Source organism: Pseudomonas sp. BP6 (genome assembly GCF_017875935.1).
In the GTDB taxonomy this organism is placed as follows: Bacteria; Pseudomonadota; Gammaproteobacteria; order Pseudomonadales; family Pseudomonadaceae; genus Aquipseudomonas; species Aquipseudomonas putida_Y.
This window is the reverse complement of sequence record NZ_JAGINI010000001.1, coordinates 3410432-3433492: the sequence shown is the minus strand read 5'-3', so window position 1 is coordinate 3433492 and position 23061 is coordinate 3410432. Positions and strand designations below refer to the sequence as shown.

General features: G+C 61.5%; 24 protein-coding genes. 18 read left to right on the top strand and 6 right to left on the bottom strand.

The features are described 5' to 3' along the window. Positions 1-14: 14 nt before the first annotated feature. Genes J3A98_RS15675 through J3A98_RS15665 form a run of 3 tightly spaced genes read right to left on the bottom strand, consistent with a single transcriptional unit; the run spans position 15 to position 4580 of the window. The gene (locus J3A98_RS15675; protein WP_209967229.1) at positions 15-1433 is read right to left on the bottom strand and encodes an efflux transporter outer membrane subunit; all 1419 of its coding nucleotides are present in this window, start codon (positions 1431-1433) and stop codon (positions 15-17) included. Beyond that, the gene (locus tag J3A98_RS15670; RefSeq protein WP_209967227.1) at positions 1430-3397 is read right to left on the bottom strand and encodes a MacB family efflux pump subunit; all 1968 of its coding nucleotides are present in this window, start codon (positions 3395-3397) and stop codon (positions 1430-1432) included. The genes J3A98_RS15675 and J3A98_RS15670 overlap by 4 nt, the downstream gene beginning before the upstream one ends. A gap of 1 nt (position 3398) precedes the next feature. Next, positions 3399-4580, bottom strand: a complete 1182-nt coding sequence (locus J3A98_RS15665; RefSeq protein WP_209967225.1) for an efflux RND transporter periplasmic adaptor subunit — start codon at positions 4578-4580, stop codon at positions 3399-3401. A 230-nt stretch (positions 4581-4810) separates the two neighbouring features. On the opposite strand from J3A98_RS15665, the gene J3A98_RS15660 reads away from it, so the two are divergent. Next, complete coding sequence (locus J3A98_RS15660) at positions 4811-5311, top strand: sigma-70 family RNA polymerase sigma factor (protein ID WP_209967223.1); 501 nt, start codon at positions 4811-4813, stop codon at positions 5309-5311. 37 nt (positions 5312-5348) lie between these two features. On the opposite strand, the gene azu is transcribed toward J3A98_RS15660, so the two are convergent. Next, the gene (gene azu / locus J3A98_RS15655; protein ID WP_209967221.1) at positions 5349-5810 is read right to left on the bottom strand and encodes an azurin; all 462 of its coding nucleotides are present in this window, start codon (positions 5808-5810) and stop codon (positions 5349-5351) included. 299 nt (positions 5811-6109) lie between these two features. On the opposite strand from azu, the gene J3A98_RS15650 reads away from it, so the two are divergent. The 4 genes from J3A98_RS15650 to J3A98_RS15635 all read left to right on the top strand — a co-directional run bounded on the left by J3A98_RS15650 (position 6110) and on the right by J3A98_RS15635 (position 8782). Next, positions 6110-6589: a histidine kinase gene (locus J3A98_RS15650; RefSeq protein WP_209967219.1), complete on the top strand. Its 480-nt coding sequence runs from the start codon at positions 6110-6112 to the stop codon at positions 6587-6589. A 72-nt stretch (positions 6590-6661) separates the two neighbouring features. After that, positions 6662-7987, top strand: coding sequence for an MFS transporter (locus J3A98_RS15645; protein WP_209967217.1), 1326 nt, complete (start codon positions 6662-6664; stop codon positions 7985-7987). Positions 7988-8081: 94 nt separating this feature from the next. Further along, positions 8082-8378 (top strand): type II toxin-antitoxin system MqsR family toxin, encoded by a 297-nt coding sequence (locus tag J3A98_RS15640; protein WP_209967216.1) that lies wholly within the window; start codon positions 8082-8084, stop codon positions 8376-8378. A gap of 2 nt (positions 8379-8380) precedes the next feature. After that, on the top strand, positions 8381-8782 hold the full coding sequence (locus J3A98_RS15635; protein ID WP_003254235.1) for a type II TA system antitoxin MqsA family protein: 402 nt from the start codon (positions 8381-8383) through the stop codon (positions 8780-8782). Between the two features lie 75 nt (positions 8783-8857). Here the strand turns inward: J3A98_RS15635 and J3A98_RS15630 are convergent, their stop codons facing one another. Next, the gene (locus J3A98_RS15630) at positions 8858-10540 is read right to left on the bottom strand and encodes an electron transfer flavoprotein-ubiquinone oxidoreductase (RefSeq protein ID WP_209967214.1); all 1683 of its coding nucleotides are present in this window, start codon (positions 10538-10540) and stop codon (positions 8858-8860) included. Between the two features lie 535 nt (positions 10541-11075). Between J3A98_RS15630 and J3A98_RS15625 the strand changes: the two genes are divergently transcribed. The 9 genes from J3A98_RS15625 (at position 11076) to J3A98_RS15585 (ending at position 17961) form a co-directional block, all read left to right on the top strand. Beyond that, the gene (locus J3A98_RS15625; protein WP_003254232.1) at positions 11076-11825 is read left to right on the top strand and encodes an electron transfer flavoprotein subunit beta/FixA family protein; all 750 of its coding nucleotides are present in this window, start codon (positions 11076-11078) and stop codon (positions 11823-11825) included. Beyond that, complete coding sequence (locus J3A98_RS15620; protein ID WP_021784840.1) at positions 11826-12755, top strand: FAD-binding protein; 930 nt, start codon at positions 11826-11828, stop codon at positions 12753-12755. It abuts the gene before it with no gap. 75 nt (positions 12756-12830) lie between these two features. Next, complete coding sequence (locus J3A98_RS15615) at positions 12831-13652, top strand: transporter substrate-binding domain-containing protein (RefSeq protein WP_209967212.1); 822 nt, start codon at positions 12831-12833, stop codon at positions 13650-13652. A gap of 9 nt (positions 13653-13661) precedes the next feature. Beyond that, positions 13662-14015, top strand: coding sequence for a DUF4398 domain-containing protein (locus J3A98_RS15610; protein ID WP_176682167.1), 354 nt, complete (start codon positions 13662-13664; stop codon positions 14013-14015). Further along, entirely contained in the window at positions 14012-14824 is an 813-nt protein-coding gene (locus J3A98_RS15605; protein ID WP_176682168.1) for an OmpA family protein, read from the top strand. The genes J3A98_RS15610 and J3A98_RS15605 overlap by 4 nt, the downstream gene beginning before the upstream one ends. A 172-nt stretch (positions 14825-14996) precedes the next feature. Then, positions 14997-16439 (top strand): PLP-dependent aminotransferase family protein, encoded by a 1443-nt coding sequence (locus tag J3A98_RS15600; RefSeq protein WP_176682169.1) that lies wholly within the window; start codon positions 14997-14999, stop codon positions 16437-16439. 64 nt (positions 16440-16503) lie between these two features. Further along, a complete protein-coding gene (locus J3A98_RS15595; protein ID WP_209967210.1) occupies positions 16504-16938 on the top strand; it encodes a hypothetical protein in 435 nt (144 codons plus the stop codon). Between the two features lie 129 nt (positions 16939-17067). Next, entirely contained in the window at positions 17068-17322 is a 255-nt protein-coding gene (locus J3A98_RS15590) for a YkgJ family cysteine cluster protein (RefSeq protein ID WP_176682171.1), read from the top strand. A gap of 33 nt (positions 17323-17355) precedes the next feature. Continuing rightward, positions 17356-17961 (top strand): START domain-containing protein, encoded by a 606-nt coding sequence (locus J3A98_RS15585; RefSeq protein WP_043195569.1) that lies wholly within the window; start codon positions 17356-17358, stop codon positions 17959-17961. A gap of 175 nt (positions 17962-18136) precedes the next feature. Here the strand turns inward: J3A98_RS15585 and gltA are convergent, their stop codons facing one another. Then, positions 18137-19426, bottom strand: coding sequence for a citrate synthase (gene gltA, locus J3A98_RS15580; protein ID WP_021784847.1), 1290 nt, complete (start codon positions 19424-19426; stop codon positions 18137-18139). A gap of 352 nt (positions 19427-19778) precedes the next feature. Between gltA and sdhC the strand changes: the two genes are divergently transcribed. The 4 genes from sdhC to J3A98_RS15560 are packed head-to-tail and all read left to right on the top strand — an operon-like array spanning position 19779 to position 23019. Continuing rightward, positions 19779-20165, top strand: a complete 387-nt coding sequence (sdhC, locus tag J3A98_RS15575) for a succinate dehydrogenase, cytochrome b556 subunit (RefSeq protein ID WP_008091902.1) — start codon at positions 19779-19781, stop codon at positions 20163-20165. After that, a complete protein-coding gene (sdhD, locus tag J3A98_RS15570; RefSeq protein WP_003254214.1) occupies positions 20159-20527 on the top strand; it encodes a succinate dehydrogenase, hydrophobic membrane anchor protein in 369 nt (122 codons plus the stop codon). Before sdhC ends, sdhD begins: the two co-directional genes overlap by 7 nt. 3 nt (positions 20528-20530) lie before the next feature. Continuing rightward, on the top strand, positions 20531-22303 hold the full coding sequence (gene sdhA / locus J3A98_RS15565; protein ID WP_003254213.1) for a succinate dehydrogenase flavoprotein subunit: 1773 nt from the start codon (positions 20531-20533) through the stop codon (positions 22301-22303). 11 nt (positions 22304-22314) lie between these two features. Continuing rightward, positions 22315-23019 (top strand): succinate dehydrogenase iron-sulfur subunit, encoded by a 705-nt coding sequence (locus J3A98_RS15560; protein ID WP_003254212.1) that lies wholly within the window; start codon positions 22315-22317, stop codon positions 23017-23019. The last annotated feature ends 42 nt before the right edge of the window (positions 23020-23061 follow it).

Genomic DNA, 23061 nt, shown 5'->3' with positions numbered 1-23061 from the left:
GTCAGGGGGCTTGCCTACCTCGCTGTCATCAGTGTGTCCGACGCCGTCCAGCCGCCGCCCAATGCCTTGTAAAGCGCAACACTGGCCTGCAAACGCGCTTTGCGCAGCCGTACCCGTTCGGCCTGTGCTGTAAACAGGCTGCGTTGCGCTTCCAGCACGCTGAGCAGGTCTTCGGCCCCGGCCCGGTAGCGGTTCTCGGCCAGATCGAAGGCGCGTTGCGCCTGGGTGAGCGCTTCATGCTGCCAGTGTGTCTGGCGGTCCAGGCCGTCGACGCTGTTCAAGGCCTTCTCGACTTCGCCGAAACTGGTGATCAGCACGCTGCGATAGGCCTCGAGCAGCTCGTCCTGGCGAGCGATGGCGCGATCACGCTCGGCGCGCAAGGCGCCATTATTGAAAATGGGCGCCGTCAGACCGGCACCGAGGTTGAGCGCCGGATTGCGCAGCAGGTCGATGGCTTTTCTGTCGCCTGTGGCCAGGCTGGCCGTCAAGCTCACCGTGGGGAACAGTGCTGCCCGCGCAACGCTGACATCCGCCTGAGCCGCAGCCAGGCGCGCCTCTGCGCCAGCGATATCCGGGCGGCGCGTCAGCAGTTGGCTGGGAATGCCGGCGGCAATGCTCGGGCCACTCAGTTGATCGAAAGGCTGATCGGCCAGTTCTAGCGCCTGGACCGGCACGCCAAGCAGGGTTGCCAGGGTGATCTGCGCATCGCGGGCCTCCTGTTGGTAGAGCGGCAACTGTTGTCGCTGGTTGGCCACAAGGCTCTCTTGCTGGGCCAGTTCCAGGGCAGTCGACGACCCGGCCTGGAATCGCGTGCGCACAAGGCTCAGGACCTTGTCGGCGTTTTCCAGGTTAAGCGCGGCGATGCGTGCCTGCTCGCGAGCGGCGAGGGCACTCAGGTAGGTATCGGCAACGCTGCTCGTCAGGCTCAGTTCGAGCGTGTCACGGTCACGTGCAGTGGCTTGCAGGCCAAGGCGGGCACTGTCACGCGCAGCGGCATTTTTACCCCAGAAGTCCAGCTCGTAGCTGGTCGTCAGGGCCGTGTTGAAGTAGCGGTAGGTCCGCTCGCGGTTCGACGTGTCCTGCTCGCTGTACCCTTGGCCTCGTAGCAAGCGCTGGTGATAGGCGTCGGCGCTGGCGTCGAGGCGCGGTAGCAGGGGGCCGCCGGCAATACGCAGGTCGGCCTGTGCCTGCCTGACCCTGGCCATGGCGGCGCGCAGGTCATGGCTGCCCTGGCGCGCCTGCTCGATCAGTTGGCTCAGTTGAGCGCTATTGAAAGTCGTCCACCATTGCGCGGAGGCCGCCGTGCCGCCAGCCGGACTTTGCCAGCTGGCAGGTGCAGCGATACCGCTGTCCAGTGGCGCAGGGGTGTGGCTGCAAGCACCCAGCAGGGTCAGCAGCGGTAGCAGTAAAAACGGGGTTCTGGTCATGGTCATTCACTGGTCAGGGCGGCGACAGGGTCGAGGGCGGCGGCTTTGCGCGCGGGCATGAAGCCGAAGATGACGCCCGTGGCTACCGAGCAGGCGAAGGCACCCGCTATCGCCAGGGCAGAGAACGCGACGGCCACCTTAGCCAGGCTGAGTACCACGCCGATCAGCAACGCCAGGCAGACGCCGATCAGGCCGCCGGTCAGCGAAAGCACCACGGCTTCAGTCAGGAACTGGCGCAGGATGTCGCGCTGTCGGGCGCCGGTAGCAATGCGGATGCCGATTTCGCGGGTGCGTTCGCGGACGGTCATGAGCATCACGTTCATGACGCCGATCCCGCCGACCAGCAGCGAAATGGCGGCAATGGCGCCAAGCATCAGGGACAACCCGTTGCGTGTCGCCGCCTCGGCCTGGATCATCGCCGCGCTGTTGTCGATCTCGAAGTCTTCGATGCCACCGTGCAGGCTCAGCATCAGTTGGCGTATTGCGCGTTCGGTGTCATGCACCTGGGTGCTGTCGGCGGCACCGATGATCACGTATTCCGGGTGTTGCGTGCCGGAAAGACGTATGGAAACCGCTGAGTACGGCACGGCGATGCGCAGGTCGTTTCGCTGGTTGGCGCCACTGGAGCCTTTGCTGGCGAGCACGCCGATCACCTGGAAGGGCACGTTCTCGATGAGGATGTACTGGCCGATCGGGTCCTGGCCGTCAACGAACAGCTTCTTGCGCACCTCCGAGCCGATCACCGCCACGGTCGCAGCCGTGGCCAGGTCGTTGTCGGTAAAGAAGCTGCCTTCGCTGACGGGCCAGCTCATCAGCGTCGGGAACACAGGCGAATAGCCACCGATGGTCGACTCCAGGTCGCGATTGCCGAAGCGCACCTGCGCTTCCACTGTCATGGCCGGCATGATGGACTTCACTTGAGGTAGCTCGGCCAGCGCCTGCACGTCGCTGAGGCGAACGTTGCCGGGCGGAGCGCGCGGTGTTGGAGGGGCACCGTTCATGAAGATGATGTTCGAGCCGAACGCGCCCATCTGGGCCATGACCTGGCGCTTGCTGCCTTCACCCACCGCCAGCATGACGACCACCGACGCGACGCCGATGATGATCCCCAGCAGGGTCAGAGCGGTGCGTGTGCGGTTGCTCCACATGACCTGCCAGGCGGCTTGCAGGGCGTCCCGGGTTTCGCCCAGCCAGGGGCTGCCCTGGCTGTCGGCACGCACCAGGCGCCCGGCCAGATCGACGGCTTGCAGCGCACCTGGGCGACGCGGTGGCGGCGCCTGGTCGGCGCCGCTGTCACTGATCACTTCGCCGTCGCGGATCTCGATGATGCGCTGCGCCCGGGCGGCCACATCGCGGTCGTGGGTGATCAGGATCACCACATGGCCTTGCTCGGCCAGTTCATCCAGCAGGCGCATGACCTCGGTGCCACTGTGGCTGTCCAGCGCACCGGTGGGCTCGTCCGCCAGGATGATGTGGCCGCCGTTCATCAATGCCCGGGCGATGGACACCCGTTGTTGCTGGCCGCCTGAGAGCTGGCGCGGGCGATTGCCGGTGCGCTCGCCCAGGCCCAGGCGTTGCAGCAGGGCCTTGGCCCTTTCGGCGCGCGGGGCCGCCGTGGTTCCGGCGTAGATCGCCGGCATCTCCACGTTCTCCTGCGCCGAGGCGGAGGGGATCAGGTGATAACCCTGAAACACGAACCCGAACGCTTCGCGGCGCAACCAGGCCAGTTCGTCATTGTTCAGGCCGGCAACATCCTGGCCGGCAAAGCGATACTGCCCGGCGCTTGGGCGGTCGAGGCAACCCAGGATGTTCATCAGGGTCGACTTGCCAGAGCCCGAGGTGCCGACGATGGCGATGAACTCTCCGGCATGGACTTTCAGGTCGATGCCGCGCAACACATCGACCTGGGGGCTGTCGCCGCCCCCGTAGGATTTGCGGATGCCGACCAGCTCTATCAGCGGAGTGCTCATGTCAACCCTCACCGCCGACAGGGCCGATCAGCAGTTTGTCACCTTCCGCAAGCCCGTCGAGTATCTGCACGCGCAGGCGGTCGCTGAGCCCGGTACGTACCTGGCGCGTCTGTACGTCGCCTTTGTCGGTCAGAACATGGGCAGTCTGCAGCCCCTCGCCCTGGCCGCGTCCCTGAAGCGCCGCGATGGGCACGGTCAATACATCCTTGGCAGATCCGGCGACGAAGAACACTTGGGCAGTCATGTCGGCCATCAGCGCGTTGTCATCGTTGTCGACATCCAGCAGCACGGTGTAGAGCACCACGCGGCCGGTCCCGCTGCCGCTTGCCGTACCGGCGGCAACCGGGCTGCCGCCGCCCTGGCTGAGCTGATCCAGCGGTTTGGGCGGGATCGGTAGAATCTGCCTGACAGTGCTGGTCCAGCGCCTGCCGCCGCTGCCCAGGGTGGTGAAGTAGGCTTGCATGCCGGTCTTGACCTGGCCGATGTCGGCTTCAGAGACCTCGGCCCATACCGTCATCGGCGACAGCTTGGCGATCCGCAGGATCAGCGGGGTGCGCTGTTGCGCGTTCAGGGTTTGCCCTTCTCGTGCATCGACAGCTACCACGGTACCGCCGATCGGGGCGTAGATGCGGGTGTAGCCGAGCTGAGCTTGCGCGCTGCGCAACGTGGCCTGCGCCTGGAGAATCTGCGCCTCATACATGTCGATGCGCGCCCGGGTTGTCAGCACCTTGGCCTGGGCCGTCTGCACATCCTCTTCACGCGTGGCGCCGTCGCTGGCCATCCGCTGCTGGCGACGCAACTGCTGTTCGGCCAGGAGATGCTCGGCACGCTGCTCCTTGACCTGCGCTTTCAGGGTCTGGATGGCATAGCGCTCGGCATCCAGCTGGGCCTGTTGCGTGGCAGGGTCGATTTCCACCAGCAGTTGCCCCTGCTTGACGGTGTCACCGACTTCTACGTGCAACGTGCGGATCTGCCCGGAGGCCTGCGCGCCCACGTCGACGTACTGACGGGGCTGCAGGGTGCCCAGCGCGGTGACACTGGATTCGATGTTGCCACGGCTGACGCTGACGAACGGCCGCTGCTCGGCCTCGCCGGGCAACAGTTGCCAGGTGGCGAATGCGGCCACCGGAATAAGGCACAGCGCGAGCGTTACGGCACGACGGGTAAGGCGTTGAGGGATCATGCAGGATTTCCGACCATGAGAGGGCCGCTGTCACCAAGGATCAGCTAGGGAGGCTGCCGATTAAACGAAAGCGATCAAGGCGGATTTAGCGGGGAACGCGCGTTGCGGGCGTGGAAATGTAACAACGTCTTTAAGCTTGATGATAATTATTATATTTTATGCGCCAGCGGTGCCATTACTTGGCCTGCAGCGGTCTTCTACCATCTTCGGACAACAGGGAAAGCGCTTCGATGCCGTCTTCGGGTGTACTGCTCGAGCATTACTACCGTGAACTGGTCGGGTTCCTTCGTTCGCGTCTGGGTAGCCACCATGCTGCTGAAGATATCGCGCAGGAGGCGTATCTGCGGGTGCTCGAGCGGTGTGACGACACGCAGATCTCCCATCCCCGCGCTTTCCTTTACCGCACCGCCCTTAACCTGGTGACCGATGGACATCGGCGCAACCAGCTTCGTCGCGCCGAGCCTCTGGAGATTCTGGAAACCGATGAGCGATTCTTCGTCGCCCCCGTGCACGGCGCCTGCCGCCAGGAAGAGCGCTTGGAGTTGCTGCAGCGTGCAGTGGCGGAGCTGAGCGAAACCTGCCGGGCGTGCTTCTTGCTGCGCAAGCTCGAAGGCCTGTCACATGGGGAGATCGCCACGCGTCTGGGCCTGTCCAAGGCCATGGTGGAGAAGCACATCGTCAACGCCATGAAGCATTGCCGGCTGCGTATGCGTGAGTGGGCCGAGGCCTGAGCGCACGTTCGGCTTGTCGGCCCACTTTTCGATAGCGTCAGCTGCCTGACGAGGTACCGAATGTGAGGGTGCCCTTCATCATGGTGGAGTGGAAAGGGTAGGAGCAGAAGAACGCGTACGCCTGGCCTGCCTGCAGCATGCCGGTGTCGAAAGTGACCGAATTTTTTTCGCCACCCCCGATCAGTCGGGTATGGGCGAGCACGCGCTTGTCGCCCGGCTGGAGGTAGTTATCGGCCTCACCTGCCGCAGCGCCATCGGTGGTCACGCCTTTGATGTCGTCCTTTTTGGCCAGCACCCAGTTGTGGCCCATGATATTCCTGGGCAGTGTGCCGGTGTGCAGCAAGTTAACGGTAAAGCGTTGGCAGGTCTGCGGTACGGTGATCGTTTTCAGGTCGTAGGTCATCTGGTCGGTACTGTGAATGTCTACCGAACAGGGCTCGGCGGACCATGCGACGCTGGACAGGGTCAGGGCGAAAAAGGCTAGGGCCGGGCGAAACATCTGGGGTCTCCGCGAATGTAAGAGGCGATGCCTTGGGGCATGAGCCTCCTTTAAACGAAGTGCGAGCGTCTGGGTTTAGGCGCGCGGTTACCTGCACGGCTTGACGGGGTGAGCGCAAGTGGCAAACCGGAGTACCGGGCTAAAGGCAAATGCAAATTCCGTCAGTCAATCACTTGATTTATGCGGCGTTCCCGACTTCTATCAAAGTAGACCGCTGCCAGGCATGGCCTTGGCAGTAGCCTTAACGGGCGCAGTAAGGTCATGGAATGTACCCATTACCCAGCTGCCCAGGCCCGACCATGGCAAACAAGACCCTGCGCATTCTCATTGCCGATACCCACCCCTGCCAGCGGTTGCAGCTGGAGCGGCTGCTCAATGGCCTGGGCTACTACCGGATCGCCCCCGTTGACAGCTTCGAGGAGCTGCAGCGTTTGGTGCAGTGCGCCTTGCAGCCTTTTCACTTGCTGCTGGGCAATATCGAACTGGCCAGCCATGCCGGGGTAGACCTGGAGCGTTTTTGTCGCGTCAGTACCCAGATCCAGCACGCCCTGCTTTACCATTCCAGCCAGTTGAAAGTGCCAGCAGTGCCGCAGACCGAGCGCCAGGCGGTCAGCCTGAGCCTGCCACAGGTGCCCGATAACGAGGCGCTGGAGACGTTCATGGCAATCATCGACGCACCGATGCTGGTCGGCAAGCTACCGCTGCCGGGCACCCTGTCGGCCAGTACAGCGCGGCCACGGCCGCGAGCCAACTTCGCGCATACGGTGTTCAACCGCTAGCGGTGCTGCCGGCGGGGCAATTGGGCAGCTATTTGTTATGCTCTTGCCCTTTGCCGATTTGCGGACCCTGCCATGACTGCCATCGATACCGCTCGCCCGCCCCGGTTCAGCCGCGGCGACCATCGGACCCTGGGCCTGGCGGCGCTGGGCGGCGCGCTGGAAATCTACGACTTCATCATTTTCGTGTTCTTCGCGCTGACCCTCAGCCAGCTGTTCTTCCCGCCCGAGATGCCCGAATGGCTGCGCCTGCTGCAAAGCTTCGGGATCTTCGTCACCGGCTACCTGGCGCGGCCGCTGGGCGGCATCCTGATGGCGCACTTCGCCGACCATCTGGGGCGCAAGCGGGTCTTCAGCCTGAGCATCCTGATGATGGCCCTGCCGTGCCTGCTGATCGGGGTGATGCCGACCTATGCCGACATCGGCTATGCCGCCCCGCTGATCCTGTTGGCCTTGCGCATCCTCCAGGGTGCTGCCGTAGGCGGTGAAGTCCCAAGCGCCTGGACGTTCGTTGCCGAGCACGCGCCAAACGGGCGGCGCGGCTATGCCCTGGGCTTTCTGCAGGCCGGGCTGACCTTCGGCTACCTGCTGGGGGCGCTGACCGCAACCTTGCTGGCGCAACTGTTCACTCCGCAGGAAATCCTCGATTACGCCTGGCGCTATCCGTTCCTGTTGGGTGGGGTGTTCGGTGTGATTGGTGTGTGGCTGCGCCGCTGGCTCAGTGAAACACCGGTGTTCCTCGCCCTGCGCGCGCGTCAGGAGCAACCTGTGACGTTTCCGCTGCGGCGAGTGCTGGGCGAGCACCGCCGGGCGTTGATCCCTGCCGCGTTGCTGACCTGTGTGCTGACCTCGGCGGTGGTGGTGCTGGTGGTGATCACCCCGACGGTGATGCAGCAGCGTTTCGGCATGAGTGCCGGCCAAACCTTCGCCCTGAGCAGCGTGGGCATCGTCTTCCTCAACATTGGCTGCGTGCTGGCCGGGCTGCTGGTCGACCGTGTGGGTGCCTGGCGCGCGCTGATGTTGTATAGCCTGTTGCTGCCGCTGGGTATCGGCGCGTTGTACGCCAGCCTGGTGGGGCAGTGGGGCATGACCTGGCTGGCCTATGCGCTGGCGGGGTTGAGCTGCGGCGTGGTGGGGGTGGTGCCCTCGGTGATGGTGGGGCTGTTCCCGGCGCAGATCCGCGTATCGGGCATTTCCTTCACCTACAACGTGGCCTACGCATTGTGGGCCAGTACCACGCCGCTGGCACTGATTGCGCTGATGCCGTGGAGCCCGTGGGTGTGTGTCGGGTTTTGTCTGATCATGGGCGCGGTGGGGCTGCTGACAGCCTTGTATTTCGGGCGCCGTGAGCCATTGGTGTTTGCGGCTGAGCCGATGCCGGTCATGTGCGGCGACAAATGAGCCGGTAACGGCTGCGGGGCATTGGGGCAGACTTCCAGGTGGGGGCTATTGGAATAACCTATTAGCCAAATTTAACCTGGAAGGTTAATTTCTCATGGAAAAGAGAATGCCTCATTGCCCGCTGGAGCGGGTAAAAGCCCTGGCTGCGGCAAGGCGAATCCGTCCTACGGGTGCTGCATTGAAAGGCGCCAAGGCGCTGGGAATGGATTTTCCGGGCATGCTTGAGGCGATCACCAGCTTGAAGCGCACTGATTTCTACAAGAGCATGACCAGCCATATTGACCACCGGGTTTGGCAGGATGTGTATCGCCCGCTTACAGCAATTGGGTACGTTTATTTGAAATTGTCCGTGGTAGACGACGTGCTCATCGTGCCTTTCAAGGAGTTGTAACCATGAGATGTCCAATATGCGGCGGCTCGGAGCTTGCACCTGACATTCAGGGCATGCCCTATAGCTACAAAGGCGAGATGACAGTGATCCCGGAGGTAAGTGGCGATTACTGCTCCGCATGTGGTGAATGCGTACTGAGTCATGATGAAGCCATGCGCGTCAGTCACTTGATGACGGCATTCGAGCGCCAGGTCAACGCAAATGTTGTGGATCCTTCCTTTATTGCCTCCATACGCAGAAAGTTCGACCTCGACCAGCGTGAAGCGGGGGAAATCTTCGGTGGTGGGGTCAATGCGTTCTCCCGGTATGAAAACGGCAAGACCACCCCGCCAGTGGCGTTGGTGAAACTGCTCAAGCTGCTGGATCGCCATCCAGAACTCTTTGAGGAAGTGCGTACTGCCTGATAATGGCAGCCAACAAAAAGCCCCCGGCTCATGAGAACCGGGGGCTTTTTGTTGCCGCAAGGGCAGGGGCCTTACTTACATGTTCGGGTAGTTCGGCCCGCCAGCGCCTTCAGGGGTGACCCAAGTGATGTTCTGGGCCGGGTCCTTGATGTCGCAGGTCTTGCAGTGCACGCAGTTCTGCGCGTTGATCTGGAAACGCTTGTTGCCGTCTTCCTGGGTGACCACTTCGTACACGCCTGCCGGGCAGTAGCGCTGGGCAGGCTCGTCGTACAGCGGCAGGTTGCTGGCGATCGGTACGCTCGGATCGGTCAGCTTCAGGTGGCAGGGTTGCTCCTCTTCGTGGTTGGTGCTGGAGAGGAATACCGAGCTGAGCTTGTCGAAGCTGAGCTTGCCGTCCGGTTTCGGGTAGTCGATTTTTTTCGAGTCGGCGGCCAGCTTGAGGCAGGCATAGTCCGGCTTGGTGTCATGCAGGGTGAACGGCAGCTTGCCACCGAACCAGTTCTGGTCGACATAGTTGAACGCCGCGCCCAGCAGCGGGCCGAACTTGTGCATGGCCGGGCCGAAGTTGCGGCTGGCGAACAGTTCTTCGTGCAGCCAGCTGGCCTTGAAGGCGCTGACATAGCTGTTCAACTGATCGCCGCCTTCGCTACCGGCGATCAATGCGTCGGCCACTGCTTCGGCGGCAAGCATGCCGGACTTCATCGCGGTATGGCTGCCCTTGATCTTGGCCACGTTCATGGTGCCCAGGTCGCAACCGATCAGTGCGCCACCATTGAAGACCATTTTCGGCAGCGAGTTGATGCCGCCCTTGGCCAGGGCGCGGGCGCCGTAGCTGATGCGCTTGCCGCCTTCGAGGTACTGGCTGATCACCGGGTGGTGCTTGAGGCGCTGGAACTCGTCGAACGGCGACAGGTACGGGTTGGCATAGGACAGGTCGACGATCAGGCCGACCACCACCTGGTTGTTTTCCAGGTGATAAAGGAACGAGCCACCGGTGTTTTCCTTGGCCACCACGTCCAGCGGCCAGCCGGCGGTGTGCACCACCAGGCCCTGTTCGTGCTTGGCCGGGTCGATTTCCCAGATTTCCTTCAGGCCGATGCCGTAGTGCTGGACGTCGGACTCGCTGTCGAGGTTGAAGCGCTTGATCAGCTGTTTGCCGATATGGCCACGGCAGCCTTCGGCGAACAGGGTGTACTTGGCACGCAGTTCCATGCCTGGGGTGTACAGGCCATCCTTGGGGTTGCCTTCACGGTCGACACCGAGGTCGCCGGTGACGATGCCGCGGACCACACCGTTGTCGTCGAACAGCGCTTCCTGGGCGGCGAAGCCTGGGTAGATCTCCACGCCGAGGTTCTCGGCCTGCTGGGCCAGCCAGCGGCACAGGTTGCCCAGCGAGATGATGTAGTTGCCATGGTTGTGCATGGTCTTGGGCACGAACAGGTCAGGCACCTTGGTCGCGCTGCCGGCGTCCTTGAGCACGTAGATGTCATCGCGCTTCACTTCGGTGTTCAGCGGTGCGCCGAGCGCTTTCCAGTCGGGGAACAGCTCGTTCAGGGCGCGGGGTTCGAACACCGCGCCAGAGAGGATGTGGGCGCCGACTTCAGAGCCTTTCTCCACCACGCAGACGCTGATTTCGCTACCGGCTTCGGCGGCCTTCTGCTTCAGGCGGCAGGCGGCGGACAGGCCCGCCGGGCCGGCGCCGACGATGACCACGTCGAATTCCATGTATTCGCGTTCCACTGGTTCTCTCCTACTCATCAAGGCTCGTGCTGTTGCTTTGTCTTATGGGTGCGGGGCATTCGCGGCGGTTCTACGCAACGGCGGAACTGTAGCTGGGCAAATGACGGACTACACCGTTTTGTCTTGGCCGCGCATTATATCTACACCACTTGGCGGGTCCAATACAAACGTTTGTTTGAATTTGCCGCAGGCCAGTAAAATCACAGGAACGCGGCTGGAGGGTGACCGATTTGCCGTATTGACCGGAATGGGTGTTACGGTCAAGATACGAGCGGTTTTACGTTCGCCGTAGGCTTGCAGCCGGGCGCAGGTACACCTCTAAAGACCAGGTGTGGAGCAGGGTTTTGCGGGCTTGGGCCGGTTTGTAGTGGAGTTTACACGCCACGACAGGAAATGACCCGTGAGGATTTGTCGCAAGAGTCCGAACGAGACTGTTTGGTCACTGTGAAGTTGCTGCCACCCGATACGTTTTTAGAGGTGCCCTTGTACCCACGCGCATCGCCGGGCATGGCCCCAGGCGACTATCTATTCACCGGAGAGTAACGAGGAATCCATGAAGGTTCTTGTAGCTGTCAAACGAGTGGTCGACTACAACGTCAAGGTTCGCGTCAAAGCGGACAACTCCGGCGTCGACCTTGCTAACGTCAAGATGTCCATGAACCCCTTCTGCGAAATCGCCGTGGAAGAAGCCGTACGCCTCAAGGAAAAAGGCGTTGCGACCGAGATCGTCGTCGTTTCCGTCGGCCCGACCACTGCCCAGGAGCAACTGCGTACTGCCCTGGCCCTGGGTGCCGACCGTGCCATCCTGGTAGAAGCCGCTGACGAACTGAACTCCCTGGCCGTGGCCAAGGCGCTGAAGGCCGTTGTCGACAAGGAGCAGCCGCAGCTGGTCATCCTCGGCAAGCAGGCTATCGACAGTGACAACAACCAGACCGGCCAGATGCTGGCCGCGCTGACTGGCTTCGCCCAGGGCACTTTCGCGTCCAAGGTCGAAGTCGCTGGCGACAAGCTGAATGTCACCCGTGAAATCGATGGCGGCCTGCAGACCGTTGCACTGAACCTGCCAGCGATCGTCACCACCGACCTGCGCCTGAACGAGCCACGCTACGCGTCGCTGCCGAACATCATGAAGGCCAAGAAGAAGCCGCTGGAGACTGTTACTCCAGACGCACTGGGCGTTTCCCTCGCCTCCACCAACAAGACCGTGAAGGTTGAAGCCCCGGCTGCCCGCAGTGCTGGCATCAAGGTCAAATCGGTGGCCGAACTGGTCGAGAAGCTGAAGAACGAAGCGAAGGTAATCTAAATGACTATCCTGGTTGTCGCTGAATACGAGAACGGTGCCGTAGCCCCGGCCACCCTGAACACTGTCGCCGCAGCCGCCAAGATCGGTGGTGATGTGCACGTGCTGGTCGCCGGCCAGAACGTCGGTGGCGTTGCCGAATCTGCTGCCAAGATCGCTGGCGTGGCCAAGGTGCTGGTTGCCGACAACGCGGCCTATGCCCACGTGCTGCCGGAAAACGTCGCGCCGCTGATCGTCGAGCTGGCCAAGGGATACAGCCATGTGCTGGCCCCGGCTACCACCAATGGCAAGAACATCCTGCCGCGCGTTGCCGCGCTGCTGGACGTGGACCAGATCTCCGAGATCATCTCGGTCGAGTCCGCCGACACCTTCAAGCGCCCGATCTACGCGGGTAACGCCATTGCCACCGTGCAATCGAGCGCGGCCATCAAGGTGATCACCGTACGTACCACCGGCTTCGACGCCGTGGCCGCCGAAGGTGGTTCGGCTGCTGTCGAAGCTGTTGGCGCTGCGCACAACGCCGGTATTTCGGCTTTCGTTGGCGAAGAGCTGGCCAAGTCCGACCGCCCAGAGCTGACCGCTGCCAAGATCGTCGTTTCCGGCGGCCGTGGCATGGGCAACGGTGACAACTTCAAACACCTGTACAGCCTGGCCGACAAGCTCGGTGCCGCTGTCGGTGCTTCGCGCGCCGCAGTCGACGCAGGCTTTGTGCCGAACGATATGCAGGTCGGCCAGACCGGCAAGATCGTTGCGCCACAGCTGTACATCGCCGTCGGTATCTCTGGCGCGATCCAGCACCTGGCCGGCATGAAAGACTCCAAAGTGATCGTGGCGATCAACAAGGACGAAGAAGCGCCGATCTTCCAGGTGGCCGACTACGGCCTGGTCGCTGACCTGTTCGAAGCGGTTCCAGAGCTGGAAAAGCTGGTCTGATCCGCCTGCTTCACTTATAAAGAACCCGGCCCTCATTTTGAGGGTCGGGTTTTTTTATGGGTTGAGGAGTAAGGCATGACGTTGCGCGGAACGGGCAGGGTGCTGGCATGCGTGGCGCTGTTGCTGCCGCCACTGGCGATGGCAGCAGGCAAGTGCGAACGCCTGGTGGCGACTGGCAGTCCTGATGCGCCGCCCTATTCCTGGCAAGATCCGAAAGACCCCAGGCACCTGATAGGCGCCAACGTTGACCTGTTGCGCCAGGTGGCTGGCGAACTGGGTGTGAAGGTCGAGGTGCTGAGTGCTGGTCGCCGTGATCAGGCGCTGGAAGAGGTACGCAGTGGGCGCATGGACCTGCTGCTCGACACCCCTATGCAGGTGGAGCAACTGACCGCGCTGGACTACATCCATCCGCCGTTGCAGCTCAATGAGTACCTGGTGTGGACCCGCCATGATGCAGTGGTGATCTTTGATGGCCCGGCCGATCTGGCCAGGTACCAGGGCAGTCTGTCCGACCGTGCGCGCCTGACCCCGGCCTTTACGGCGTTCGCCAAGGCCCAACTCAAGCTGGTGCCGGCGCAGAACCTGACCCAGGCGTTCCAGAAGCTGGTACTCGGCCAGGTGGACTATGTGCTGGCTGGCCGTTACTCCGGTATGGCCATGGCCCAGAGTCTGGGCATGAGCAATGACCTGATAGCCCGCGGCTTGCCGGTGGACAGGCCGGGCCTGTACCTGGCGCTGTCGCACAACTCGGCGTGCAATGACAGCTGGTTGCGTGGGCAATTGGCAAAAAAACTGACAGAATTGCCGATCTCTGGTGCATCCGAAGCTGTACTGCAACGTAATCTCGAGCGCTGGAAAGCGCAGTTGCAGGTGCCGGCGGACGCCCCCAAACACTAGGAAGATTGCGTGAGAACCCAACCACTAATCCTTGCCCTGGCCGTGCTCGGCCTGGCTGGCTGCGCCAATGATCCGGCCCCTGACGAGCAGATGCGCATTTCCGAACAGGCACTGGACCAAGCCAAGGCCGTCGGCGCCACTGAGCAGGTCGAAACGCTGAAACTGGCTGAAGACAAGCTGGCCCGCGCCAAGGCCAACATGCTTACCCAAGACTACCGCGATGCGCGCATGCGCGCCGAGCAAGCCGAGCTGGATGCACGCCTGGCCGAGGCCCAGGTGCTGAACCAGAAGAGCGAAGAGCAGTTGCAGGTACTGCAGTCGCGGATCAAGCGCTTGCGCAAGCAGTTGGAGGTGCAGCCATGATCCGGCGTACGCCTTTGGCTGCACTGGTATTGTTGGCGCTGACGGCAGGCTTGCAAGGTTGCGCCAGCCAGCGCAGCAGTGCCGCGCTGGATGAGGCCGCTGTCGCCTTCCAGGGGGTCAAGGATGATTCCGATGTGCTGCGCAGCGCGCCGCGCGACGTGATTCGCGCGGGTGAATCGCTGGCCCGCGCCGAGCGCTTGTCCAGCTACATCGGCACCGGTTCTGATGTGCGGCATTATGCTTACCTCAGTCAGCGCTACAGCGAGATTGCCAGCGAGCATGCCAAGCTGGCGCTGAACCAGGAACGCCAGGCCAAGCTTGACCTGGAGCGTCAGCGCCTGCAGCTGGCTTTGCGTGAGGCCAAGCTGGCCAGCGTGCAGCAGCAGGGCCAGTGGGTCGAATCGCAGATTGCCGCATTGGCTTCGGAACAGGCCGACCGTGGCTTGGTGATGACGTTGGGCGATGTGCTGTTCGATACCGGCAGTGCCGACCTGAAGAACTCGGCCAGCCGGACTGTGCTCAAGCTGGTGCAGTTCCTGCAGCTCAACCCGCGCCGGGTAGTGCGCATCGAGGGCTATACCGACAGCACTGGCGCGGGCGAGGACAACCTTAAGCTGTCGCGCGATCGGGCGCAGTCCGTGGCCGACATGCTTGTAGACCTGGGTATCGACGAAAAGCGCCTGCAGGTTGAAGGTTATGGCGATCAGTACCCGATTGAGGCCAATGCCTCGGAGCGGGGCAGGGCGCAGAACCGACGGGTTGAGATCGTATTCTCCGATGACAAGGGTCGGCTCGCGCCAGCGCGCTGAGTCTTTCGGAAAAGGGGCCGCTTTGCGGCCCGTTTTATGTCGGTTTAATCGTTTCGATAGCTGCCACGCTGTTGTATTGTCGACTATGTTGCAATCTGTCCCAGTACACTTTGCAACTGTTACGGTATCCTTTACCGTCAGTGACCCGTACAAGAACAACGAGCATGTCGACATGACCAACCTGCTGCTGTACCAGCGTATCGCCCAGCAACTGGCCGATGATATCCGTCGCGGTGTCTACCAGCCAGGCGAGCGGGTACCCTCCGTGCGCAAGATGAGCGCCCAGCTCAATGTCAGTCATGCCACGGTGTTGCAGGCCTATGCCAATCTCGAGGACCAAGGGCTTATCCGGGCGCGGCCGCAGTCTGGCTACTACGTGCACCAGACACCTGCCTTGACCGCGCAAACGCCGGACATCGCCCGGGTGGAGCGCCCCGGCCTGGTCACGCGCGCCAGCATCATTCAGCAGGTGCTGACTGAGGCGCGTCGCGATGGTGTGTTCCCGTTTGGCGCTGCAGTGCCGCATGTCGACTATCTGCCCGTGCGCGCCCTGCATCAGCAAATCGCCAAGGTGACGCGCTTCCATAGCCCGCGTGCCTTCAGCTACATGTTCAGCCCTGGTTTCGAGCCGCTGCGCCGACAGATCGCCATACGCATGCGCGATGCCGGCGTGTTGGTCGACCCGCGTGAAGTGATCGTCACCCATGGGTGTGTAGACGCCCTGCAGATGTCGCTGCGTGTGCTGACCCGTCCAGGTGACCTGATCGCCGCCGAGTCGCCGACCTATTACGGCTTGCTGCAACTGGCTGACCTGCTGGGTTTGAAAGTGATCGAAATTCCCAGCGATCCGTCCACCGGTATCAGCCTCGAAGCCTTGCAATTGGCGGCTAACCAGTGGTCGATAAAGGCTTTGGTGCTGACTGCGCGCTTGAGCAACCCGCTGGGCGGCACCGTCCCGGAAGAGCGGCAAAAGCAATTGCTGCGACTGGCCTCGGACTTCGATATCCAGATCATCGAGGATGACATCTACGGTGAACTGATGTTCGAGCAGGGCAAGACCAAGGCGCTGAAGGCGTTCGACCGGCTGGACCGGGTCATCTACTGTTCGAGCTTCTCCAAGACGTTGTCCCCCGGCGTGCGCGTTGGCTGGATGATCGCGGGGCGTTACCAGGACGAGATTCAGCGCTTGCAGACTTTTACCACCCACTCGGCTTGCAGCGTGACGCAGATGGGGGTGGCAGCCTACCTGGAAAATGGCGGCTACGACCGGCATCTTCGCTTCATGCGCCAGGAGTATCGCAAGAACCTCAGCGCCTATCAGCTGGCAGTGCAGCAACACTTCCCCGAGGGCACCCAGATGACTCGGCCGACAGGTGGCTTCATCCTCTGGGTAAGCCTGCCAGGTCGGGTCAATACCCAGGAGCTGCATGTGCGCGCGCTGGAGCAGGGTATCAGCATTGCACCAGGACTAATATTCAGTAACACAGAGCAGTTCAACCACTGTGTACGACTCAATTGCGGCATTCCATGGAATAAAGAGGCCGAACGGGCTGTGATTACGCTCGGTTTGCTGGCGCAGCAGTTGTGCAGGGAGACTGCGGTCACGCTTTTGTAAGGCTTGCAAGCCGTCTGTGGAACAGGGAGCATACGCACTTTTCCTGCCAGTCTGTCCATTTGCCATGAACGCTTCGCGCTGCTTCGTTCTGATCGTGTGCCTTTTGCCGTTCTGCTGCCCGGTCGCCCCCGCTTTGGCTGCGCAACCGGCAAGCCAGGCTCAGGCCGCTCAGGGTAAGCAGGTGCCAAAAAAGGCGACAGCCAAGCCCGCGCACAAGCCGCTCAGCAAAGCGGTTGCCAAACCATTACCCAAGACGGAGCTGGACCTCAGCCTGCCAGTTGATATGGTCAACAACCTTGAGCCGAATGTGGGCACGCCTTCGCCAATCCAGCGGCGCAAACCATTGTTGCCGCCCATGTTCACAGAAAGACCAGAGACCAATGACAGCCCGTTCCAGCTCAATGGTCGGCTGATCAACAACGAAATGCAGCTGCAACTGCGCAATGACAGCCGTCATGACGTGGAAGGAGCAGCCATCGATTTCGAGTATCGCCAATAGGCGCGAACTGACTGCCGGGTCACAGCAGATTTCATCGTGCCAGCAATTTCAAACGTCTGTTTGAGCCGTTACTATCCAGGGACGTTCGTCCCGTTTTGTTCCAGGGAGTCCTGATTTTGGTGAACAGTCATGAAATGCCGTGAGGGCTGTGGTGCCTGCTGCATCGCCCCGTCCATCACTTCCGCGATGCCGCGAATGCCCAATGGCAAGCCGGCAGGAGAGCGCTGCCTGCACCTGACTGCGGCCAACCTTTGCGACCTGTTCGGCAAGCCTGAGCGGCCCGCGGTGTGTGGTGGTTTCAAGGCAGATGTCGAGGTGTGTGGCAGTGATCGTGACGACGCAATCAGGATTCTTGGCTGGTGGGAGCAGATGACGGCGGCGTGACAGGCTGGATCTTCGACAACAAGGATAAACATGATGAGATCGTTCAAGCGTATTGCACTGCTGTGTGGCGTGGGTGTTCTGCTGTCGCCTGTGGCCTGGGCTGAAAACTGGCAAGTGGCCAAGGACGAGGAGGGCATCAAGGTGTCCCTCAGTGAGGTGGCCGGGTCCAAGTACAAGGCCTATCGCGGTGTGACCGTGATCAAGGCGCCGCTGGCCAAGGTCGAGGCGCTGCAGGAGGACGTGTCCGGGGCCTGTGCCTGGATTCACGAATGCAAGTCGCAGAAGCTGCTCAAGCACGAAGGTGACCAGAGCTGGACCTATACCCAGTTCAATACGCCATGGCCGGTGACGCCGCGTGATTCCGTGCTGCACATTACGACCGTCAAGGAGGCGGATGGCAGCCTGACCCGTAACCTGAAAGAAGAGCCGACTTACCTGCCGGAAGAGAAGGGTTTTGTTCGGGTGGCAAAAGTCGACGGCTTCTGGAAGCTGGTGCCCAAGGGTGACAGCACTGAAGTGACCTACCAGGTGCACACCGAGCCAGGTGGTAGCGTGCCGGCGATGGTGGCCAACAAGTTCGTGGTGGATGCGCCGTTCAATACCCTGAAAGGGCTGCGCGAGCGGGCGGAGAAAAACTGAGGTTTTGTGGTGTCTGTGCCGGCCTCTTCGCGGGCTTGCCCGCTCCCACAGGTACAGCGCAGCCCTCGAGATCTGTGCAGTACCTGTGGGAGCGGGCAAGCCCGCGAAGAGGCCGGTACAGGACAAATAAAAAAGGCTGCCCGAGGGCAGCCTTCTTGCGTTCGGCTACTGCAGCTTACTTGCGGTCCTTCAGGGCAACGAGGTCGCGCTTTTGCTCGCCGGTGTACAGCTGGCGCGGACGGCCGATCTTGTACGGGCTGGAGAGCATTTCTTTCCAGTGCGAGATCCAGCCCACGGTACGTGCCAGGGCGAAGATCACGGTGAACATGCTGGTCGGAATGCCGATTGCCTTGAGGATGATCCCCGAGTAGAAGTCGACGTTCGGGTACAGCGAGCGCTCGATGAAATACGGATCGGTGAGGGCGATCTCTTCCAGGCGCATGGCCAGTTCCAGCTGCGGGTCGTTCTTGATGCCCAGCTCGCGCAGGACTTCGTCGCAGGTCTGCTTCATCACGGTGGCGCGCGGGTCGCGGTTCTTGTACACGCGATGACCGAAGCCCATCAGCTTGAACGGGTCGTTCTTGTCCTTGGCCTTGGCGATGAATTTGTCGATGTTCGAAACATCACCGATTTCATCGAGCATGGTCAGTACGGCTTCGTTCGCACCGCCGTGGGCCGGGCCCCACAGTGCAGCGATACCGGCGGCGATACAGGCGAACGGGTTGGCACCCGACGAGCCGGCCAGGCGCACGGTGGAGGTAGAGGCGTTCTGCTCGTGGTCGGCGTGGAGGATGAAGATCCGGTCCATTGCCTTGGCCAGCACCGGGCTGATCGGTTTGATCTCGCACGGGGTGTTGAACATCATGTGCAGGAAGTTTTCCGCGTACGACAGGTCGTTGCGCGGGTACATCATCGGCTGGCCCATGGAGTACTTGTAAACCATCGCGGCCAGGGTCGGCATCTTGGCGACCAGGCGCACCGCGGAAATTTCGCGGTGTTGCGGGTTATTGATGTCCAGGGAGTCGTGATAGAACGCCGACAGGGCGCCGACTACGCCGCACATCACTGCCATGGGGTGAGCGTCGCGGCGGAAGCCGTTGAAGAAGGTCTTCAGCTGCTCGTGAACCATGGTGTGGTTCTTGACGGTGCTGACGAACTGGGCCTTTTGCTCGGCATTCGGCAGTTCGCCATTGAGCAGCAGGTAGCAGGTTTCGAGGTAGTCGGACTGTTCGGCGAGTTGCTCGATCGGGTAGCCGCGGTGCAGCAGGATACCTTTGTCGCCGTCAATATAGGTGATCTTCGACTCGCACGAGGCAGTCGCCATGAAACCTGGGTCGAAGGTGAAGTGACCAGTGGCCCCTAACCCGCGGACGTCGATTACATCAGGACCAACGGTGCCGGTTAAAATGGGCAGCTCGACGGGGGCAGCGCCCTCGATGACCAACTGCGCTTTTTTGTCAGCCATGTGGCCTCCTATTAATGCTTGAAATCATCAGACAGACCCCCCACGCAGGGCCCGCACCACTATAGAGGGATAAATTCAGATGTCAATTTGCCTAAAGGCTTGTTGAATCAAGCATTCAAGCCTGATTTTTCCCGAAATTCTCGCCCATTTACGCCTTTTGTTCATTAAAGGCAATGCGCTATTTGGGCTACCCCGTCACGTTGTCATAAGCAGCCTAACTGTCTATACTCGGCACCCGACCGCCAGGGGCTTGCAAGCCCGAACTGCTGGGGGTCGCCGTTCCCTGGGTGGTGGGTACCTGACCAGTACACTTACCAACAACTTTGCCCTGATTCGCTAGGGGCTCTTCAGTGTGAAAAAAGCCGTGAAAAGCCAACGACCTGTAAACCTAGACCTAAGGACCATCAAGCTCCCCGTCACTGCGTACACGTCCATCCTGCACCGTATCTCCGGCGTCATCCTGTTCATCGGCCTTGCCATCATGCTTTATGCACTGGGCAAGTCGCTGGGTTCCGAGGAAGGCTTCGGTGAGGTGAAGGCGTGTCTGACCAGCCCGCTGGCCAAGTTCGTGACCTGGGGTCTGCTGTCCGCCCTGCTTTATCACCTCGTGGCAGGTGTTCGACACCTGATCATGGACATGGGTATCGGTGAGACGCTGGAAGGCGGCAAGCTGGGCTCGAAAATCGTGATCGTCATCTCCGTGGTGCTGATCGTTCTGGTGGGAGTTTGGGTATGGTAACCAATGTCACGAACCTGTCGCGTTCGGGCCTCTATGACTGGATGGCGCAGCGCGTTTCTGCGGTCGTTCTCGCGGCTTACTTCCTCTTCCTGATCGGCTACGTGGTCGCCCACCCAGGCATCGACTACACCCAGTGGCATGGTCTGTTCTCCAACAACGCGATGCGGATCTTCAGTCTGCTGGCCCTCGTTGCCCTGGGCGCTCACGCCTGGGTCGGCATGTGGACCATTGCAACCGACTACCTGACGCCTATGTCGTTCGGCAAGTCGGCAACTGCGATTCGTTTCCTGTTCCAGGCGGTATGCGGCGTTGCGATGTTCGCTTACTTCGTCTGGGGTGTGCAGATTCTCTGGGGTATCTGATCCATGGCTAGCATTCCAACCATTTCCTTCGACGCCATCATCATCGGTGGCGGCGGCGCCGGCATGCGCGCAGCGCTGCAACTGGCTCAAGGCGGCCACAAGACGGCCGTAGTCACCAAGGTCTTCCCGACCCGTTCGCACACCGTATCCGCCCAGGGCGGCATCACCTGCGCCATCGCTTCGGCCGACCCGAACGACGACTGGCGCTGGCACATGTACGATACCGTCAAGGGTTCCGACTACATCGGTGACCAGGACGCTATCGAATACATGTGTCAGGAAGGCCCGGCTGCGGTCTTCGAACTGGATCACATGGGTCTGCCGTTCTCGCGCACCGAAACCGGTCGCATCTACCAGCGCCCGTTCGGCGGTCAGTCCAAGGACTTCGGTAAAGGTGGTCAGGCCGCCCGTACCTGTGCCGCTTCGGACCGTACCGGTCACGCGCTGCTGCACACCCTGTACCAGGGCAACCTGAAAGCTGGCACCACGTTCCTCAACGAGTACTACGCAGTTGACCTGGTGAAAAACCAGGACGGCGCATTCGTTGGTGTGATCGCCATCTGCATCGAAACCGGCGAAACCCTGTACATCAAGTCCAAGGCCACCGTGCTGGCCACTGGCGGTGCGGGCCGTATCTACGCTTCCACCACCAACGCCCTGATCAACACCGGTGACGGTATCGGCATGGCCCTGCGTGCAGGCGTGCCGGTGCAGGACATCGAAATGTGGCAGTTCCACCCGACCGGTATCGCCGGCGCTGGTGTACTGGTCACCGAGGGTTGCCGCGGTGAAGGTGGCTACCTGATCAACGCCCACGGCGAGCGCTTCATGGAGCGTTACGCGCCGAACGCCAAAGACCTGGCCGGCCGCGACGTGGTTGCCCGTTCCATGGTCAAGGAAATCATCGCCGGCAACGGCGTGGGCCCGAACAAGGACCACGTACTGCTGAAGCTGGACCACCTGGGCGAGGAAGTGCTGCACAGCCGCCTGCCAGGTATCTGCGAGCTGTCCAAGACCTTCGCCCACGTCGACCCTGTGGTCGCGCCGGTGCCGGTCGTGCCGACCTGCCACTACATGATGGGCGGCGTTGCCACCAACATTCATGGCCAGGCCATTACCATGGACGCCGACGGCCAGGATCACATCATCCCGGGCCTGTTCGCCGTAGGTGAAGTGGCGTGCGTATCGGTTCACGGTGCCAACCGCCTGGGCGGCAACTCGCTGCTCGACCTGGTGGTGTTCGGCCGTGCTGCCGGCCTGCACCTGGAGAAGGCGCTGAGCGAAGGCGTGGAATACCGCGACGCCAGCGACACCGACGTCGATGTTGCCCTGAACCGCCTGAACAAGCTCAACGAGCGTACCAGCGGTGAAGACGTTGCCAGCCTGAAGCGCGAGCTGCAGAGCTGCATGCAGAACTACTTCGGTGTATTCCGTACTGGCGAATACATGCAGAAGGGTATCGAGCAGCTGGCCGGTCTGCGTGACCGTATCGCCAACGTCAAGATCAACGACAAGTCCCAGGCCTTCAACACCGCGCGTATCGAAGCGCTGGAGCTGCAGAACCTGCTGGAAGTCGCCGAAGCTACCGCCATCGCGGCCGAAGCCCGTAAAGAGTCCCGCGGTGCTCACGCCCGTGAAGACTTCGAAGACCGTGACGACGAAAACTGGCTGTGCCACACCCTGTACTACCCGGGTGAGAAGCGCGTTGCCAAGCGCGGCGTCAACTTTGCGCCGAAGACTGTTCCAGCCTTCGAACCAAAAGTCCGGACTTACTAAGGGTGGCTGCTATGTTGAAAGTCGAAGTTTATCGTTACAACCCGGACACCGACTCTGCGCCGAAAATGGAGTCGTTCGACGTCGATACCGGCGGCAAGGACCTGATGGTGCTGGATGTATTGGCACTGATCAAGGAAAAGGACGAGGGTTTCTCTTATCGTCGCTCCTGCCGTGAAGGCGTCTGCGGTTCCGATGGCATGAACATGAACGGCAAGAACGGCCTGGCCTGCATCACCCCGCTGTCGGCGGTGGTGAAGGGCGGCAAGCTGGTTCTGCGTCCGCTGCCAGGCCTGCCAGTCATTCGTGACCTGGTGGTCGATATGAGCATCTTCTACAAGCAGTACGAGAAGGTGAAGCCGTTCCTGCAGAACGACACTCCGGCACCGGCCATCGAGCGCCTGCAGTCGCCGGAAGACCGTGACAAGCTGGACGGCCTGTACGAGTGCATCCTGTGCGCTTGCTGCTCGACTTCCTGCCCGTCGTTCTGGTGGAACCCGGACAAGTTCCTGGGCCCGGCAGCACTGCTGCAAGCTTACCGCTTCCTTGCCGACAGCCGCGATACCAAGACTCAGGAGCGCCTGGCGTCCCTGGATGACCCGTTCAGCGTATTCCGCTGCCGCGGGATCATGAACTGCGTAAACGTTTGCCCGAAAGGTCTCAACCCGACCAAGGCAATCGGTCACGTACGTAACATGCTGCTGCAAAGCGGCACCTGATACAAAGTGTTGTACCTGCAATAAGCCGAGGTGCGGGTGGTG

Coding starts and splice junctions, on each gene's coding strand:
- J3A98_RS15675 (WP_209967229.1), bottom strand. CDS start 1,433: ATGACCATGACCAGAACCCCGTTTTTACTGCTACCGCTGCTGACCCTG.
- J3A98_RS15670 (WP_209967227.1), bottom strand. CDS start 3,397: ATGAGCACTCCGCTGATAGAGCTGGTCGGCATCCGCAAATCCTACGGG.
- J3A98_RS15665 (WP_209967225.1), bottom strand. CDS start 4,580: ATGATCCCTCAACGCCTTACCCGTCGTGCCGTAACGCTCGCGCTGTGC.
- J3A98_RS15660 (WP_209967223.1), top strand. CDS start 4,811: ATGCCGTCTTCGGGTGTACTGCTCGAGCATTACTACCGTGAACTGGTC.
- azu (WP_209967221.1), bottom strand. CDS start 5,810: ATGTTTCGCCCGGCCCTAGCCTTTTTCGCCCTGACCCTGTCCAGCGTC.
- J3A98_RS15650 (WP_209967219.1), top strand. CDS start 6,110: ATGGCAAACAAGACCCTGCGCATTCTCATTGCCGATACCCACCCCTGC.
- J3A98_RS15645 (WP_209967217.1), top strand. CDS start 6,662: ATGACTGCCATCGATACCGCTCGCCCGCCCCGGTTCAGCCGCGGCGAC.
- J3A98_RS15640 (WP_209967216.1), top strand. CDS start 8,082: ATGGAAAAGAGAATGCCTCATTGCCCGCTGGAGCGGGTAAAAGCCCTG.
- J3A98_RS15635 (WP_003254235.1), top strand. CDS start 8,381: ATGAGATGTCCAATATGCGGCGGCTCGGAGCTTGCACCTGACATTCAG.
- J3A98_RS15630 (WP_209967214.1), bottom strand. CDS start 10,540: ATGAGTAGGAGAGAACCAGTGGAACGCGAATACATGGAATTCGACGTG.
- J3A98_RS15625 (WP_003254232.1), top strand. CDS start 11,076: ATGAAGGTTCTTGTAGCTGTCAAACGAGTGGTCGACTACAACGTCAAG.
- J3A98_RS15620 (WP_021784840.1), top strand. CDS start 11,826: ATGACTATCCTGGTTGTCGCTGAATACGAGAACGGTGCCGTAGCCCCG.
- J3A98_RS15615 (WP_209967212.1), top strand. CDS start 12,831: ATGACGTTGCGCGGAACGGGCAGGGTGCTGGCATGCGTGGCGCTGTTG.
- J3A98_RS15605 (WP_176682168.1), top strand. CDS start 14,012: ATGATCCGGCGTACGCCTTTGGCTGCACTGGTATTGTTGGCGCTGACG.
- J3A98_RS15600 (WP_176682169.1), top strand. CDS start 14,997: ATGACCAACCTGCTGCTGTACCAGCGTATCGCCCAGCAACTGGCCGAT.
- J3A98_RS15595 (WP_209967210.1), top strand. CDS start 16,504: ATGAACGCTTCGCGCTGCTTCGTTCTGATCGTGTGCCTTTTGCCGTTC.
- J3A98_RS15590 (WP_176682171.1), top strand. CDS start 17,068: ATGAAATGCCGTGAGGGCTGTGGTGCCTGCTGCATCGCCCCGTCCATC.
- J3A98_RS15585 (WP_043195569.1), top strand. CDS start 17,356: ATGAGATCGTTCAAGCGTATTGCACTGCTGTGTGGCGTGGGTGTTCTG.
- gltA (WP_021784847.1), bottom strand. CDS start 19,426: ATGGCTGACAAAAAAGCGCAGTTGGTCATCGAGGGCGCTGCCCCCGTC.
- sdhD (WP_003254214.1), top strand. CDS start 20,159: ATGGTAACCAATGTCACGAACCTGTCGCGTTCGGGCCTCTATGACTGG.
- sdhA (WP_003254213.1), top strand. CDS start 20,531: ATGGCTAGCATTCCAACCATTTCCTTCGACGCCATCATCATCGGTGGC.
- J3A98_RS15560 (WP_003254212.1), top strand. CDS start 22,315: ATGTTGAAAGTCGAAGTTTATCGTTACAACCCGGACACCGACTCTGCG.